The following is a 14176-nucleotide window of genomic DNA, read 5'->3' on the forward strand; positions in this document are numbered from 1 at the left end:
TTCCCGTCGGGAGGCTTGCCGATGACGACCGAACTCGACGCCCAGATCGCCGCCGTGCGCGGCTTCAACCGCTTCTACACCCGCGCCATCGGCCTGCTCGGCCGCTATCTCGGCTCCTCCTGGTCGTTGACCGAGGCCCGCGTTCTCTACGAGCTCTTCACCCGCGAGGGCCTCACGGCGAGCGACCTCTGCGCCGAACTGGGCCTCGACGCCGGCTATCTCTCCCGCATGCTCCGCCGCTTCGAGGCCGACGGCCTCGTCTCCCGCCAGCCGGCGCCGGAGGACGCCCGCCGCAGCCTCATCAGCCTCACCGCCGCCGGCCGGGAGGCTTTCTCCCCCTATGACCGCGCCTCGCGCGCCGAGGTCGCCGCCATGCTGGAGCGGCTGGCTCCGGGCGAGCGCGACCGCCTCGTCGCCTGCATGGAGGCGGTGCGGGGGCTCGTCGCCGGGGAGGGCGCCCCCCTCGTCGTCCGTCGCCACCGTCCCGGCGACATGGGCGCCATCATTTCCGGGCAGGCGCGCATCTACACCCGGGAATACGGCTGGAACGACGAGTTCGAGGCGCTGGCAGCCGAGATCGCCGCGGCCTTCCTAAAGGCGAACGACCCGGCCCGAGAACGCGCCTTCATCGCCGAGAGGGCCGGCGAGGTGGTCGGCTCGGTCTTCTGTGTCGACGGCGGGGAAGGGATCGCCAAGCTCAGAATGCTCTATGTCGATGCCTCCCAGCGCGGCACCGGCCTCGGCCGTCGGCTGGTGCGCGACTGCATCGCCTTCGCGAAGGGAGCGGGCTATCGCGGCATGACCCTCTGGACCAACGACATCCTCGCCGCCGCCCGCCGCATCTATGTGGACGAGGGCTTCGTGCTGCAGGCGGAGGAGCGTCACCATTCCTTCGGCGTCGACCTGGTCGGGCAGAACTGGACGCTGGATTTCGGCAGGGATTAGCGGAAAAGCCTTTATCCCGAGCGCCCGGGCAAAACGCCGCACCTCACCGCCCCTCGAAATCCCCGTATCCCAGCCGGTCGAGAAAGCCCTGGAGGATGTAGGCGGCGGCCATCTTGTCGACGAGCTCGGCCCGCCGGGCCCGCGAGGCGTCGGCCTCCAGCAGCGTGCGCGTCACCGCCGCCGTCGACATGCGCTCGTCCCAGAAGACGATGGGCAGCGCGGTCTTCGGCACGAGGTTGCGCACGAAGGCGCGGGTCGACTGGGCGCGCGGCCCCTCCGTGCCGTCCATGTTCTTCGGCAGGCCGATCACCAGTGCCCCGGCGTCGTGCGTCTCGGCGAGGGCGAGGAGCGCCGCGACGTCGGGCGTGAACTTCACCCGCCTGATGGTCTCCAGCGGCGTCGCGATGGTCCACATCACGTCGGAGAGCGCGAGGCCGATGGTCTTGGTGCCGAGGTCGATGCCGATGAGGCGCCGCCCGGTGCCGACCAGGCCGCGGATGTCGGCGATGTCGGCGATCAAGACGCCGCCTCCCCGGTACTGGCCTTCACCTCGGCGGCGCGGTCGAGGACGAAACGGGCGTAGCGGTCGGGATGCTCGCTGCGGAATCGCTCCAGCGCCTCGGCGGCGGCGGTGCGGGCGCTCGCGGCGCGCCGCTCCTTGACGGCCTCGATCTTGGCGGCGGCCTCCCGCAGCTTCGCCTCGGCGCCGGCCGCCTTCGCGGGATCGCCGTCGCGCTGGGCGAGCAGCATCTCGGTCAGCCAGCCGATCTGCCGCCCGAAGCTCGCGACGTCGCGGATCACCTCGGTCTCGATGTCGGGCGAGCCCTGGTAGTTGATCGTCACGTTCGATGCACCCCAGCCCGGCAGGATGCTTTGGCTCAGGGTGCTGGGGACAAGCTGCGCGAAAGGCCAGGCGGTCATGGTCGTTCTCCGGCTTTGCCTGTGAAAGCCTTCACTCTACAACGGGCCCGACGGCACTTCTCAGCGCTTTTTCGAAAGGAACGACCATGAAGCTCACCTGGCTCGGCCACTCGGCCTTTCGTCTCGATTTCGGCTCCTCCGTGGTGCTGATCGACCCGTTCCTCACCGGCAATCCGTCCTTCACCGGCGATCGGGCCGAGGCCGTTGCCGGGGCGACCCACATCCTCCTCACCCACGGCCATGCCGACCATGTCGGCGACACCCTCGCCATTGCCCAGGAGACCGGCGCCAAGGTGGTCACCAACTACGACCTCTGCATGTATCTGGCGAACAAGGGCCTCAAGGCCTTCGACCCGATGAACTGCGGCGGGACCACCGACCAGGGCGACTTCACGGTAACCCTGACCAATGCGCTGCACTCCTCCTGCGACTTCCACGACGGGGTGAGCCATGCGCTCGGCAATCCCAACGGGCTGATCGTCAAGCAGAAGGGCGGGGTGGTGCTCTACGCCATGGGCGACACCGACATGATGCCGGACATGGGCCTCATCGCCGAGTACCACAAGCCGACCCACGCCCTGGTGCCGATCGGCGACCGCTTCACCATGGGCGGCGACGCCGCCGCCTTCGCCTGCAAGAAGTTCTTCCGGTTCGACACGGTGGTGCCCTGCCACTACGCGACTTTCGGCCTGCTCGACCAGACGGCCGACAAGTTCGTCGCGGGCATGGCGGGCTCGAAGACCAAGGTGGCGGTGCCGAAGTCGGGCGGGAGCGTGATGTTCTGAGGGATCGGGGCAGGGTGCCCCTCACCCTTACCCTTTCCCCGCTGGCGGGGAGAGGGGAGGGTGAGGCGCCCGTTCGCGGTGAGGGCCGTGGGGCGACCCGCAAACCACCCCTCAGCGGAAGCCGCGGATCATCTGCATGAACCGCGCCTGCTCGGACGCATCGTCCTTGAACAGGCCGGTAAAGCCGGTGGTGATGGTCGAGACGCCCTGCTTCTGCACGCCGCGCATCGACATGCACATGTGCTCGGCTTCCACGAGGACGGCGAGGCCGCGGGGCTTGAGGCTCTCCTCGATGGCGCCGACGATCTCCGCCGTCATGTTCTCCTGCGTCTGCAGGCGGCGGGCATAGATGTCGACCACCTTGGCGAGCTTGGAGAGGCCCACCACACCCTCGCGCGGGTAATAGGCGATGTGCGCCCGGCCACTGATCGGCACGATGTGGTGCTCGCAATGGGAGAAGAAGGGAATGTCGCGAACGAGGACGACGTCGCCGTAGCCGCCGACCTCCTCGAAGACGGTGCCGAGCTCCTTGGCGGCCGACTGGCCATAGCCGCGGAACAGATCCTCCCAGGCCTTGACCATGCGCCGCGGCGTCGCGACCAGTCCCTCCCTGTCGGGATCGTCACCCACCCATTCGATCAGGGTGCGAACGGCGGCTTCGGCCTCTTCGCGGGTGGGACGGCGGCGGCGCGGAGCCTCCGATCCCTTCTGGAGGGGAAGGGACGTGACGACGGCATCCATCAGACTAAAACTCCGGTCTTGGAACGTTTCCCAGCTACGCCTCGTGACAACGTTTCAGACCGGCTTCCGAGCCCGTGGACACGGTGCGACAGAGTGTCGCGATCTTGACGCTGCCCATCGATAACCCGGTCTGGTGCCGGGCTTTAATGCCTCGATGCGACGCATATATGATGAGGAGGCCTGAACGCGCCATGAACAGCCGTTCATCTTGGCCCCTGGAGCGCCCGCCGTGCTGGACGACGTCTACAACAAGCGCATTCTCGAACTCGCCGCGACCATTCCGCGGCTGGGTCGGCTGGCCGCGCCGGACGGGTCGGCCACCGCCCATTCCAGGCTCTGCGGCTCGACGGTGACTGTGGATCTCGCCCTCGACGGCGACGTGGTCACCGACTTCGCCCACGACGTGAAGGCCTGCGCGCTCGGCCAGGCCTCCTCCTCGCTGATGGCGCGGCACGTGGTGGGTTCGACGGTCGGGGAGTTGCGGGCGCTGCGCGAGGACGTCCGCCGCATGCTGAAGGAGAACGGCCCGGCTCCCGCCGGCAAATGGGCCGACCTCGCGGTGCTCGAGCCGGTGCGCGACTTCAAGGCGCGCCACGCCTCGACGCTCCTCACCTTCGATGCGGTGGTCGACGCCATCGCCCGCGCCGAGGCGGCCCGTCTTCCGGCCGCCGCACAGTGAATTCGGGCGGTGAGCTCGATCGCCTGTTCGGCGATCTCAGGCCGCAGCGATGGCCGCGTCTCGCCGGTCACGGTCTGATCCGCACCTATCAGCTCACGATTTCCATGCTGGTCGGCCGCTGGTGCCGCCACCTGCCCACCTGTTCGGCCTATATGGACGAGGCGGTGCTGCGCCACGGCCTGTGGGCGGGGGGCTGGATGGGCCTCGCGCGGCTCTGCCGCTGCCATCCCTACGGCACGTCCGGCATCGACAATCCGCCGGCGGAGAAGCCTGAGGGTGTGCGTTGGTATCTGCCCTGGCGCTACGGCCGGTGGCGCTGGCGGCGCGGCGGCCCGATCTGCGAAGCCGTCATGCCGAAGACGCGGTGAGGGCCGGATCCGCCGAGGGGCGGCTCCGGCCCTGCGGGCCTACAGGCGTCCCATCAGCACCAGGATCAGCACGATCACCAGAACCAGGCCGAGACCGCCGCCGCCGTAGTAGCCGGTGCCGTAGAAGGGCCCGCCGCCGATGCCGCTGAAGCCGCCCAGCAGGGCGAGGACGAGAAGGATGAGAAGGATGGTGCCGAGTGACATGAGTGGTGCCTCCGTGTTGCCGGCATCAACCCACCATTTGGCCCGCTTGTTCCCGCTCCCCCGGTAAGCCGGTCCCGTCGCCGGCCCGCCGATGAGGTTTTGCAATCGGCCCGCGGCTCGGTTATCTCCGTGACGCGCCCGGCTGATGCCGCCCTGTGACGGCAAATCTGCCGGCGTCTTCGTCCCGACCATCAGCCCCTTACCTGCTCCGTCGGCAGGAGTGAGCGGAGAGATCCATGCCTGTCCTGACCTTCCCCGATGGCGCCCAGCGTTCCTATGACGCCGGCGTCTCCAGCCTCGACGTCGCCAAGGCCATCGCGCCATCCCTCGCCAAGCGCTCCATCGCCGCCAAGCTCGACGGCGTCGTCGTCGACCTCGCCGACCCCATTCCCGGCGATGCCAAGATCGAATTCGTCACCCGCGACAGCCCCGAGGCGCTGGAGCTCATCCGCCACGACGCCGCCCACGTGATGGCGGAGGCGGTGCAGAAGCTCTGGCCGGGCACCCAGGTGACCATCGGCCCGGTCATCGAGAACGGCTTCTATTACGACTTCTTCCGCAACGAGCCCTTCACCCCGGAGGACTTCGCCGCCATCGAAGCGGAGATGCGCAAGATCATCGCCGCCAACAAGCCCTTCACCAAGCGCGTTGTGTCGCGCGAGGAGGCGATGCAGATCTTCCGCGACAAGGGCGAGGCCTTCAAGGTCGAGCTGGTCGAGGCGATCCCCGCCGGCCAGGAGATCAAGCTCTACGACCAGGGCGGCTGGTTCGACCTCTGCCGCGGCCCGCACATGGCCTCCACCGGCCAGATCGGCAATTCCTTCAAGCTGATGAAGGTGGCCGGCGCCTACTGGCGCGGCGATTCCACCAAGCCGATGCTGACCCGCATCTATGCCACCGCCTTCCGCACCGACGAGGAGCTCAAGGCCTATCTCACCATGCTCGAGGAGGCGGAGAAGCGCGACCATCGCCGGCTCGGCCGCGAGATGGACCTCTTCCACTTCCAGGAGGAGGGGCCGGGCGTCGTCTTCTGGCACCCCAAGGGCTGGTCGATGTTCCAGACCCTGGTGGCCTATATGCGCCGCCGCCTCGCCGAGCACGGCTATGACGAGGTCAACGCGCCGCAGCTCCTCGACAAGTCGCTGTGGGAGACCTCGGGACACTGGGGCTGGTACCGCGAGAACATGTTCGCGGCCCAGTCCGCTGGCGACGAGGCCGAGGACAAGCGCTGGTTCGCCATCAAGCCGATGAACTGCCCGGGCCATGTGCAGATCTTCAAGCATGGCTTGAAGTCCTACCGTGATCTACCGATGAAACTTGCGGAATTCGGCGTCGTCCATCGCTACGAGCCCTCCGGCGCGCTGCACGGCCTGATGCGCGTGCGCGGCTTCACGCAGGACGATGCCCACGTCTTCTGCACCGACGAGCAGCTCGAGGCCGAGTGCATCCGGATCAACGACCTGATCCTGACCACCTATGCCGATTTCGGCTTCGACGAGATCGTCGTGAAGCTCTCGACCCGCCCGGAGAAGCGCGTCGGCGCCGATGCCTTGTGGGATCGCGCGGAGAGCGTCATGGGCAAGGTGCTGGAGAAAATCGCCAGCCAGTCCGGCGGGCGCATCAAGACCGCCATCAATCCGGGCGAGGGTGCCTTCTACGGGCCGAAGTTCGAATATGTGCTGCGCGACGCCATCGGCCGCGACTGGCAGTGCGGCACCACCCAGGTCGACTTCAACCTCCCCGAGCGCTTCGGCGCCTTCTACATCGGTGCCGACGGCGAGAAGACCCCGCCGGTTATGGTCCACCGCGCCATCTGCGGCTCGATGGAGCGCTTCATCGGCATCCTCATCGAGAACTATGCGGGGGCCTTCCCCTTCTGGTTCGCGCCCAAGCAGGTGGTGATCGCCCCGATCACCTCCGAGGCCGACGACTACGCGCTGGAGGTGCTCGCCGCCTGCCGCAAGGCGGGGCTCCGGGCCGATGCCGACCTGCGCAACGAAAAGATCTCCTACAAGGTGCGCGAGCACTCGCTGCAGAAGATCCCGGTCATCCTCGCCGTCGGCAAGAAGGAGGCGGCCGAGCGCACCGTCTCCGTCCGCCGCTTCGGCAGCCAGGCGCAGGAGACGCTGTCGCTCGACGTGCTGGTGGCGCAACTGAAGGACGAGGCCACCCCGCCGGACGTGCGGCGCGCCCAGGCGGCGGAGTAGGGCGGGCATTCAGCCGCCAGGCCCGACCTGGTCGTCATGCCCGGCCTTGTCCCGGGCATGAGATAAGTGGGGCAGTGCTTTGGCCTGCGCCTACCGCGCCACGACCTCGATGTTCTGGTCCTTGCCCGCTTCCACCGTGAAGCGCTTGTTGAACACCCGGCCCTCGTGGCGGGCGATGGCGAGGTACTCGCCCTCCTGGAGCACCATGGAGGGGAAGGCGCCGATCGATTCCTTGATCACGTCGCCGCCCGGCGTCAGCACGGTCCAGGCGGCGTTGCCGATGGCTTCGCCCCCCTCGCGCTGCTGCACCAGCTTGAGGCTGACATTGGCGGCCCGGTGCTGGATCGTCGCGTCCGTCACCTGCCCGGCGCGGATGCGCAGGTCGGCGCGGATCGTCGCGTTGGCGTCGCCGTAGATGGAGACGACGTGGTAGGTGCCCTCCGGCAGGGCGATCAGGTCGCCCGCCGGCGCCTGGCGCAGCACCAGCCTCGGCTCGCCGCCGTCGAACAGGCCGCCGGCGAAGATGTCGAAGGAAAGCCGGGCGTTGCGGATCTGGCTCTCGCCGACCTTACCGACGAGGCGCACCGCCCCGGCGTTCATGACGATGCTCTCGCGATAGGGCTCGGTGCCGATCCGCAGGCGCTTCGTCTGGGCGAAGGTGCCGAAGGCGACGTGCATGATGTAATTGCCCGGCCTGAGCGCGAAGACCGGCGCGGCGTCGCGGGATTCCGCCACCAGCGCGAAGGCACCGCTGGCCTCGGGCGTGTCGGAGAAGATGCGCCAGTGCAGCCCGTCCCGCACATATTGCCCGCCCTGGCGGTAGCGCGCGTCGAGCGCCACCGCCGTGCGGTCGGCGAATTGCGGCGGCAGGCCGGGGCTGCCGGGAAGGCCCGGCATGGTCGGCATCAGCGCCGGCGGCCCGCCCATCTGCGGGGTGAAGGGCGTCGCGCCGTCCGGCAGGGTGAAGAACGGGGTGGCGGCGCCCCCCGGCATGTGCCGGCGGCGGCGCTGCTGCGGTTCGGTGGCGATCGGCGGCAGGTCGGAATGGGGCGTGGGAGTGATGCGCGGCAGCGGCGGGCGCTCGAATCCCTGCGCCGCCGCCTCGCCCGCGGCGAGGCCCAATACCGCGGCGACGACGGCCGCGGCGACGAGCGGTCTCCGGGCCCGGGTCATGCGTCGATCCAGCTCATGCGTCGATCATCTCGCGTCCGATTATGGCTCTTTTTGGTGCGCCCGTCCGCCGGGTGCAAGCGGCCTGCCGGCAAGTCCTGCGCTTTGTCCCCTTGGCGAAGGCGGGGAACTTGCCTAGTTGGGAACGCGGCCCGCCCCGAGGATCAGCATGCCCGTCCAATCCGCTCTCGTCGACCACCTCACGACCCGCCGTTCCACGCCCTTCGCCCTCATGAAGGCGCCGGGCCCGGACGCGGCGACGCTCGAGGCCATGCTGACCGTCGCCGCCCGCGTGCCCGACCACGGCAAGCTCGCGCCCTGGCGCTTCATCGTCATCGACGCGGCGGCCGGCGCGACGCTCGGCGCCGAGATCGAGCGTCTCGTTCTCGCCGACGATCCGGCCGCCGACCCGAAGAGGGTGGAGATCGACCGCGGCCGTTTCACCCGCGCGCCCGTCTGCGTCGCCGTCGTCTCGCGCGCCGCGCCTCACCCGAAGATCCCCGAATGGGAGCAGGTGCTCTCCGCCGGCGCCGTCTGCCTCAACCTCCTCCACGCCGCGAGCGCCTACGGCTTCGGCGGCAACTGGGTCACCGAATGGCCCGCCTACGACCGCCGCGTCCTCGACCGTCTCGGCCTCGCGGCCGGCGAAACGATCGCCGGCTTCGTCCATATCGGCACCCCCGAGGCGAAGGCGGAAGACCGCCAGCGCCCGGACATGGCCGCCATCGTCACACGTCTCTGAGGGCTGATCCATGCATTACAACGTCACCGCGGCCGACCACGGTCTTCCCTTCGACCCCTTCAAGGCGATCGTCTCGCCGCGGCCGATCGGCTGGATCACCTCCATCGACAAGGACGGGCGCGTGAACTGCTCGCCCTATTCCTTCTTCAACGCCATCTCCGACAAGCCGCACATGGTCTGTTTCGGCTCCGGCGGCCGCAAGGACGCGCTCGCCTTCGCCGAGGAGACGGGCGAGTTCACCTGCTCTTTCGTCTCCTGGGATCTCCGCGACGCGATGAACGCCACCTCCGCGCCGCTGCCGCGCGGCGAGAACGAGATGGAGTTCGCCGGGATCGAGGCGGCGCCCTCGGTCTTCGTCAAGCCGCCGCGGGTCAAGGCCTCGCCGGCCGCGCTCGAGTGCAAGTGGCTGCAGACCGTGCCGCTGACCTCGCTCGAGGGCGTGACGAGCTATCACCTCGTCATCGGCCAGGTGGTCGGCATCTACATCAATGACGACTTCATCAAGGACGGCATCGTCGACACCGGCCGCATGCACCCCGTCATGCGCGGCGGCTACGACCAGTATTTCCAGGTCGGCTCCGAGCAGATGTTCAAGATGACCCGCCCGCCCGGCGGCGGCAATTTCAACGAGCGGCGCTGAGCCGGGGAGGGCGCTCCCGCGCCCTCAACTGCCCTCGTCGGGGATGTTCAGCACGGTGCCGCAGGCCTTGCAGCACACGGCATCGGGCTCGTGGCGCTGCAGGCCGCAGGTCGGGCAGGCGAAGCGGACCTTCACCGGGCGGAACAGGACCTGCGCCAGGCGCAGGAACAGCGTCACCCCGAAGATCATGATCAGCACGGAGATGAGCCGCCCGCCCGTGCCGTGCAGGGTGATGTCGCCGTAGCCCGTGGTCGTCAGCGAGGTGACGGTGAAATAGAGCGCGTCGACATAGTTGGCGATGCCGGCATTGGTGCGGTGCTGCGTCTCGTAGACGAGACCGGTCATGACGAAGATGAAGACGCAGAGATTGGTCGCCGCGAAGATGACCTCCTGGTTGCGCCGGAAGAAGGCGCTGTCGCCGCGCAGCTGCTTGACGAGCTGGTAGGTGCGCATCAGGCGCAGCGTGCGCAGCACCCTCAGGAAGCCGCCGCCCTCACCGACGATGGGAGCGAGGAAGGAGACGATGGCGACGAGGTCGGCCCAGGTCAGCGGGTGCGACAATTCGCGCCAGGGGCGGCGGGCGATCCACAGCCGCGCGCTGAAATCGGCGAGCAGCCCCAGTCCGACGATGAAATCCACCACCTCGACGGTGATGTGACGCGGCATGAAGCTGGTCGCCACGACGAAGGCGATGGTGGTGACGTCGAAGGCGAGCAGGGCGTAGCGGAAGCGCTCGCCCGCCTCGTTGTCGTCCTCGTAGAGTGCCCGCACCCGCTCCTTCCAGGGGCGGGGCAGGGGGCCTTCGGCGGGGCTTGCTGATGAGGTCATGGGGTCCGGCGGCACGTATCGGACCATCTCGCCCGAAACACTTGATCGCCGCAAGCCGCCGCGCCACCATTCGCCTTCACGGCCGGTCCGGCCATTCGCAAGGGGCGTCACCATGACAGTCTGGTTCAATCGCAGGACCCTCGCCGCCGCCGCGCTCGCCGCCGCCGGGGGCCTCGCCGTCACCGCCGGTGCCTGGGCCCAGGAGAAGCTGAAGATCGGCTTCGTCTATGTCGGCCCGGTCGGCGACCACGGCTGGACCTACCAGCACGACGTCGCCCGCCAGGCGGTGGAGCGCCAGTTCGGCAATCGGGTCGAGACGACCTTCGTGGAAAAGGTGGCCGAGGGTCCGGACGCCGAGCGCGTCATCGAACAGCTCGCCCGCACCGGCCACCGGCTGATCTTCACCACGTCCTTCGGCTTCATGGACCCGACCGAGCGCGTCGCCCGCCGCCATCCGAACGTCCGCTTCGAGCACGCCACCGGCTACAAGCGGGCCCCGAACCTCGCCACCTATGCCGGCCGCTTCTACGAGGGCCGCTACATCCTCGGCCAGATCGCCGCCCGCATGTCGAAGACCGGGACGGTGGGCTATATCGGCTCCTTCGCCATCCCCGAGGTCGTCTCCGGCATCAACGCCTTCATGCTCGGTGCCCAGTCGATCCGGCCCGACCTGAAGATCCGCATCGTCTGGGTCAATTCCTGGTACGATCCGGGCAAGGAGGCGGACGCCGCCAAGGCGCTCGCCGACCAGGGCGCCGACATCCTCGCCCAGCACACCGACTCGCCGGCGGCCATGCAGATCGCCGAGCAGCGCGGCATCCTCGCCTTCGGGCAGGACTCGGACATGATCCGCTTCGGGCCGAAGGCGCAGCTCACCTCCATCGTCAACGACTGGACGCCCTATTACATCCAGCGTGTCCAGGCCATGCTCGACGGCAAGTGGACCTCCGGCGACACCTGGGGCGGGCTCAACACCGGCCTCGTCCACATGGCGCCCTACACCAACATGCCGGCGGAGGTGAAGGCCATGGCGGAGGCGACCGAGGCCGCCATCAAGGCCGGCACGCTGCACCCGTTCCGCTGCCCCATCGTCCGCCAGGACGGCCAGACGGTGGAGTGCAAGGGCAACGGGGTGCTGGCCGACGAGCAGATCCTCGGCATGAACTTCTACATCCGTGGCATCGAGGAGCGGGTGCCCAGCGCGAACTGAGGGGCGGGAAACGGCGCCTCCGCTCATTGCCTCGCGCCGTCCTCCTCGTCTAAGAACCGGCACCCGCCGCACCCCGCGGCGGGACAGGCCGCCCGTCCCATGTCCGCTCCCGCCGCAACGCCCGCGCTCGACGCCTTCCGCCGCATCGTCGTGAAGGTCGGCTCCTCGCTGCTCGTCGACGGCGACAGGGGCGCGCTCCGGCAGGCCTGGCTGGAGACGCTCGGCGCCGACCTCGCGCGCCACGCCGCCCGCGGCGCCGACATCCTCGTCGTCTCCTCCGGCGCCATCGCGCTGGGCCGCACCATCCTCAAGCTGCCCAAGGGACCGCTGGAGCTCGAACAGAGCCAGGCGGCGGCCTCCGTCGGCCAGATCGCGCTCGCACGTGCCTGGTCGGAGGTGCTCGGCCGCCACGGCATCGTCGCCGGCCAGATCCTCGTGACGCTGCACGACACCGAGGAGCGGCGCCGCTACCTCAACGCCCGCAACACGATGGAGACGCTCTTCGCCGTGCGTGCCGTCCCCGTCGTGAACGAGAACGACACGGTGGCGACCGACGAGATCCGCTACGGTGACAACGACCGGCTCGCGGCCCGCGTCGCCACCATGGTCGGCGCCGACTGCCTCGTCCTCCTCTCCGACATCGACGGGCTCTACACGGCCCCGCCGCAGAAGGACCCGTCTGCGGCGCTGATCCCGGTGGTGCCGCGCATCACGCCGGAGATCGAGGCCATGGCCGGCGGCGCGGCTTCCGAACTCTCGCGCGGCGGCATGACCACCAAGGTCGAGGCGGGCAAGATCGCCACCACGGCCGGCACCACCATGGTCATCGCCTCCGGCAAGCACGACGCGCCGCTGGCGCGCATCGAGGCCGGCGGACCCTGCACCTGGTTCCTGACGCCCACCCATCCCGTTACCAGCCGCAAGAAGTGGATCGCCGGCTCGCTGGAGCCGCGCGGCGTGCTCTGGCTGGATGCGGGCGCCGTGGGTGCGCTGCGGCTCGGGCGCAGCCTGCTGCCCGCCGGCGTCGCCAAGGTGGACGGCTCATTCGAGCGCGGCGACTGCGTCGTCGTGCGCGGTCCCGACGGTGCCGAGATCGGCCGCGGCCTCGTCGCCTATGACGCGGTGGCGGCGGTGCAGATCATGGGCAAGAGCTCCGGCGCCATCGAGGCCGTGCTCGGCTACAAGGGCCGCAGCGAGATGATCCACCGCGACGACCTCGTGCTCGCGGCGGAGTAGGGCTTTGGCCGTGCCGCGCGTCTGCCTGGGTTCGTAAGGGTGGGGCATTCCCGCGAGTGTCGCGACAGAAGCTGCGCTTACTGCCCCGCGCGCTTCAAGAGCCGTTCCGCCCGCGTCAGGTGCGGGCGGTCGAACATCTCGCCGCCGATGTTGACGACGCCGGCCGCAGGCTCGGCCGCGAACGCCGCCACCACGGCCTGCGCCGCCGCGATGGCCTCCGGCGTCGGCGTGAACACCTGGTTGATCACCGGCACCTGTGCCGGATGGATCGCCATCTTCGCGGTAAAGCCGTCGCGCCGCGCCTCCTCGCATTCGCGCCTGAGGCCGTCGAGGTCGCGAAAGGCGGGAAAGACCGTGTCGATGGGCTGTGCCCCCGCTGCCACCGCGCCCATCAGGCAGAGCGCCCGGGCGAGGCGGAACGGCTCGGTGTGGCGGCCGTCCTCGCCGCGATTGGTTTCCGCGCCGATATCCGCCGACAGGTCTTCCGCGCCCCAGGTGAGGCCGACGAGGCGGGGGCTCGCACCCTGGTAGGTGCCGAGGGTGAAGATCGCCTTCGCCGTCTCGGTCGCCACCACCGTGATGGTGATCCGCCCGTCGGGCAGGCCGGCGAGCGCCTCCTGCACCGTCAGCTTGGCGTCGAGATGGGCGACGTCGCGACCGGACTCGCTCTTCGGCAGCATGATCGCGTCGGGCCGCGCACCGACGATGGCGGCGAGGTCGTCGTCGGTCAGGCCGGTGTCGAGTGCGTTGACCCGCACCATCAGCAGCGGCCGGTTCGTCGCCGCGGCATGCGCCGCGAGAAAGGCGCGCGCGGTTTCGCGGGCGAGGGGCTTGTTCGCCGCCGAGACCGAATCCTCGAGGTCGAGGATCAGCGCGTCGGCGCCGCTCTCCAGCCCCTTGGCGAGCTTCTTCTCCGAATCGGCGGGGACGAACAGCAGCGAGCGCATCGGCGTCAGGCCCCGCGCTTCAGGACGAGCGACTGGCGGGTGCATTCCGCCACCAGCTTGTCGTTCTGATTATAGGCGCGGTGATGGAACTCGACGACGCCCATGGACGGGCGCGATTTCGATTCGCGCGTCGCCGTCACCGTGCTCTCGCAGTGGATGGTGTCGTTCTCGAACAGCGGGTGAGGGAACTTCACGTCGGTCATGCCGAGATTTGCGAAGAGCGTGCCGTTGGTGGTGTCGGGCACCGAGATGCCGATGAGCAGGCCCAGGGTGAACAGCGAGTTCATCAGCGGCTGGCCCCATTCGGAGGCTTCCGAGAACTGCCGGTCGATGTGGAGGGGCTGCGGGTTCATGGTCAGGGTGGAGAACAGGACGTTGTCCATCTGCGTGACCGAGCGGGTGATGCGGTGGCGGATGAGCTGCCCGACGGCGAAATCGTCGAAATAGATGCCGCCGCGCGGATGGCGCCTGTCGTCCGTGATGAGGGTCGTGGCGGTCATGGGGCGTCCCCTTGGGTCAGGTCGTTACGACTTCGTTTACCATAATGAAGGAG

The 14176-nt window shown here is 69.0% G+C and carries 17 protein-coding genes; 9 read left to right on the plus strand and 8 right to left on the minus strand.

Going from position 1 to position 14176, the window contains the following annotated elements; translation table 11 throughout:
• Window positions 1-21: 21 nt before the first annotated feature.
• A complete protein-coding gene (locus tag C6569_RS05575) occupies window positions 22-945 on the plus strand; it encodes a bifunctional helix-turn-helix transcriptional regulator/GNAT family N-acetyltransferase (RefSeq protein ID WP_106747914.1) in 924 nt (307 codons plus the stop codon).
• Between the two features lie 43 nt (window positions 946-988).
• Here the strand turns inward: C6569_RS05575 and ruvX are convergent, their stop codons facing one another.
• Together ruvX and C6569_RS05585 are read right to left on the minus strand one after the other, a co-directional pair.
• Window positions 989-1465 (minus strand): Holliday junction resolvase RuvX, encoded by a 477-nt coding sequence (ruvX, locus tag C6569_RS05580; RefSeq protein WP_106747915.1) that lies wholly within the window; start codon window positions 1463-1465, stop codon window positions 989-991.
• Entirely contained in the window at window positions 1462-1866 is a 405-nt protein-coding gene (locus C6569_RS05585; RefSeq protein WP_106747916.1) for a hypothetical protein, read from the minus strand. The genes ruvX and C6569_RS05585 overlap by 4 nt, the downstream gene beginning before the upstream one ends.
• 86 nt (window positions 1867-1952) lie before the next feature.
• On the opposite strand from C6569_RS05585, the gene C6569_RS05590 reads away from it, so the two are divergent.
• Window positions 1953-2651, plus strand: a complete 699-nt coding sequence (locus tag C6569_RS05590; protein ID WP_106747917.1) for a metal-dependent hydrolase — start codon at window positions 1953-1955, stop codon at window positions 2649-2651.
• A gap of 111 nt (window positions 2652-2762) precedes the next feature.
• On the opposite strand, the gene folE is transcribed toward C6569_RS05590, so the two are convergent.
• Window positions 2763-3392, minus strand: coding sequence for a GTP cyclohydrolase I FolE (gene folE / locus C6569_RS05595; protein WP_106747918.1), 630 nt, complete (start codon window positions 3390-3392; stop codon window positions 2763-2765).
• A 229-nt stretch (window positions 3393-3621) separates the two neighbouring features.
• Here folE and C6569_RS05600 point away from each other — a divergent pair, with 229 nt between their 5' ends.
• Together C6569_RS05600 and yidD are read left to right on the plus strand one after the other, a co-directional pair.
• A complete protein-coding gene (locus C6569_RS05600) occupies window positions 3622-4071 on the plus strand; it encodes an iron-sulfur cluster assembly scaffold protein (RefSeq protein ID WP_106747919.1) in 450 nt (149 codons plus the stop codon).
• A gap of 104 nt (window positions 4072-4175) precedes the next feature.
• Complete coding sequence (gene yidD / locus C6569_RS05605) at window positions 4176-4439, plus strand: membrane protein insertion efficiency factor YidD (protein ID WP_215905818.1); 264 nt, start codon at window positions 4176-4178, stop codon at window positions 4437-4439.
• Window positions 4440-4478: 39 nt separating this feature from the next.
• On the opposite strand, the gene C6569_RS05610 is transcribed toward yidD, so the two are convergent.
• The gene (locus C6569_RS05610; protein WP_106747920.1) at window positions 4479-4643 is read right to left on the minus strand and encodes a DUF3309 family protein; all 165 of its coding nucleotides are present in this window, start codon (window positions 4641-4643) and stop codon (window positions 4479-4481) included.
• Window positions 4644-4879: 236 nt separating this feature from the next.
• On the opposite strand from C6569_RS05610, the gene thrS reads away from it, so the two are divergent.
• Window positions 4880-6850 (plus strand): threonine--tRNA ligase, encoded by a 1971-nt coding sequence (gene thrS, locus C6569_RS05615; RefSeq protein ID WP_106747921.1) that lies wholly within the window; start codon window positions 4880-4882, stop codon window positions 6848-6850.
• 90 nt (window positions 6851-6940) lie between these two features.
• Here the strand turns inward: thrS and C6569_RS05620 are convergent, their stop codons facing one another.
• On the minus strand, window positions 6941-8023 hold the full coding sequence (locus C6569_RS05620) for a hypothetical protein (RefSeq protein WP_106747922.1): 1083 nt from the start codon (window positions 8021-8023) through the stop codon (window positions 6941-6943).
• Between the two features lie 166 nt (window positions 8024-8189).
• Here C6569_RS05620 and C6569_RS05625 point away from each other — a divergent pair, with 166 nt between their 5' ends.
• On the plus strand, window positions 8190-8762 hold the full coding sequence (locus C6569_RS05625; RefSeq protein WP_106747923.1) for a nitroreductase family protein: 573 nt from the start codon (window positions 8190-8192) through the stop codon (window positions 8760-8762).
• Window positions 8763-8772: 10 nt separating this feature from the next.
• Window positions 8773-9402, plus strand: coding sequence for a flavin reductase family protein (locus tag C6569_RS05630; protein ID WP_106747924.1), 630 nt, complete (start codon window positions 8773-8775; stop codon window positions 9400-9402).
• 24 nt (window positions 9403-9426) lie between these two features.
• Here C6569_RS05630 and C6569_RS05635 read toward each other — a convergent pair whose 3' ends face one another.
• On the minus strand, window positions 9427-10230 hold the full coding sequence (locus tag C6569_RS05635; RefSeq protein WP_181313925.1) for a potassium channel family protein: 804 nt from the start codon (window positions 10228-10230) through the stop codon (window positions 9427-9429).
• A gap of 112 nt (window positions 10231-10342) precedes the next feature.
• On the opposite strand from C6569_RS05635, the gene C6569_RS05640 reads away from it, so the two are divergent.
• Together C6569_RS05640 and proB are read left to right on the plus strand one after the other, a co-directional pair.
• The gene (locus tag C6569_RS05640) at window positions 10343-11440 is read left to right on the plus strand and encodes a BMP family ABC transporter substrate-binding protein (RefSeq protein WP_106747926.1); all 1098 of its coding nucleotides are present in this window, start codon (window positions 10343-10345) and stop codon (window positions 11438-11440) included.
• Window positions 11441-11539: 99 nt separating this feature from the next.
• On the plus strand, window positions 11540-12676 hold the full coding sequence (gene proB, locus C6569_RS05645; protein ID WP_106747927.1) for a glutamate 5-kinase: 1137 nt from the start codon (window positions 11540-11542) through the stop codon (window positions 12674-12676).
• Between the two features lie 77 nt (window positions 12677-12753).
• Here proB and C6569_RS05650 read toward each other — a convergent pair whose 3' ends face one another.
• Window positions 12754-13623 (minus strand): HpcH/HpaI aldolase/citrate lyase family protein, encoded by an 870-nt coding sequence (locus tag C6569_RS05650; protein ID WP_106747928.1) that lies wholly within the window; start codon window positions 13621-13623, stop codon window positions 12754-12756.
• Window positions 13624-13628: 5 nt separating this feature from the next.
• Window positions 13629-14123, minus strand: coding sequence for a MaoC family dehydratase (locus C6569_RS05655; protein ID WP_106747929.1), 495 nt, complete (start codon window positions 14121-14123; stop codon window positions 13629-13631).
• Between the last annotated feature and the right edge of the window lie 53 nt (window positions 14124-14176).

The sequence above is a fragment of the Phreatobacter cathodiphilus genome, from assembly GCF_003008515.1.
Lineage (GTDB): Bacteria > Pseudomonadota > Alphaproteobacteria > Rhizobiales > Phreatobacteraceae > Phreatobacter > Phreatobacter cathodiphilus.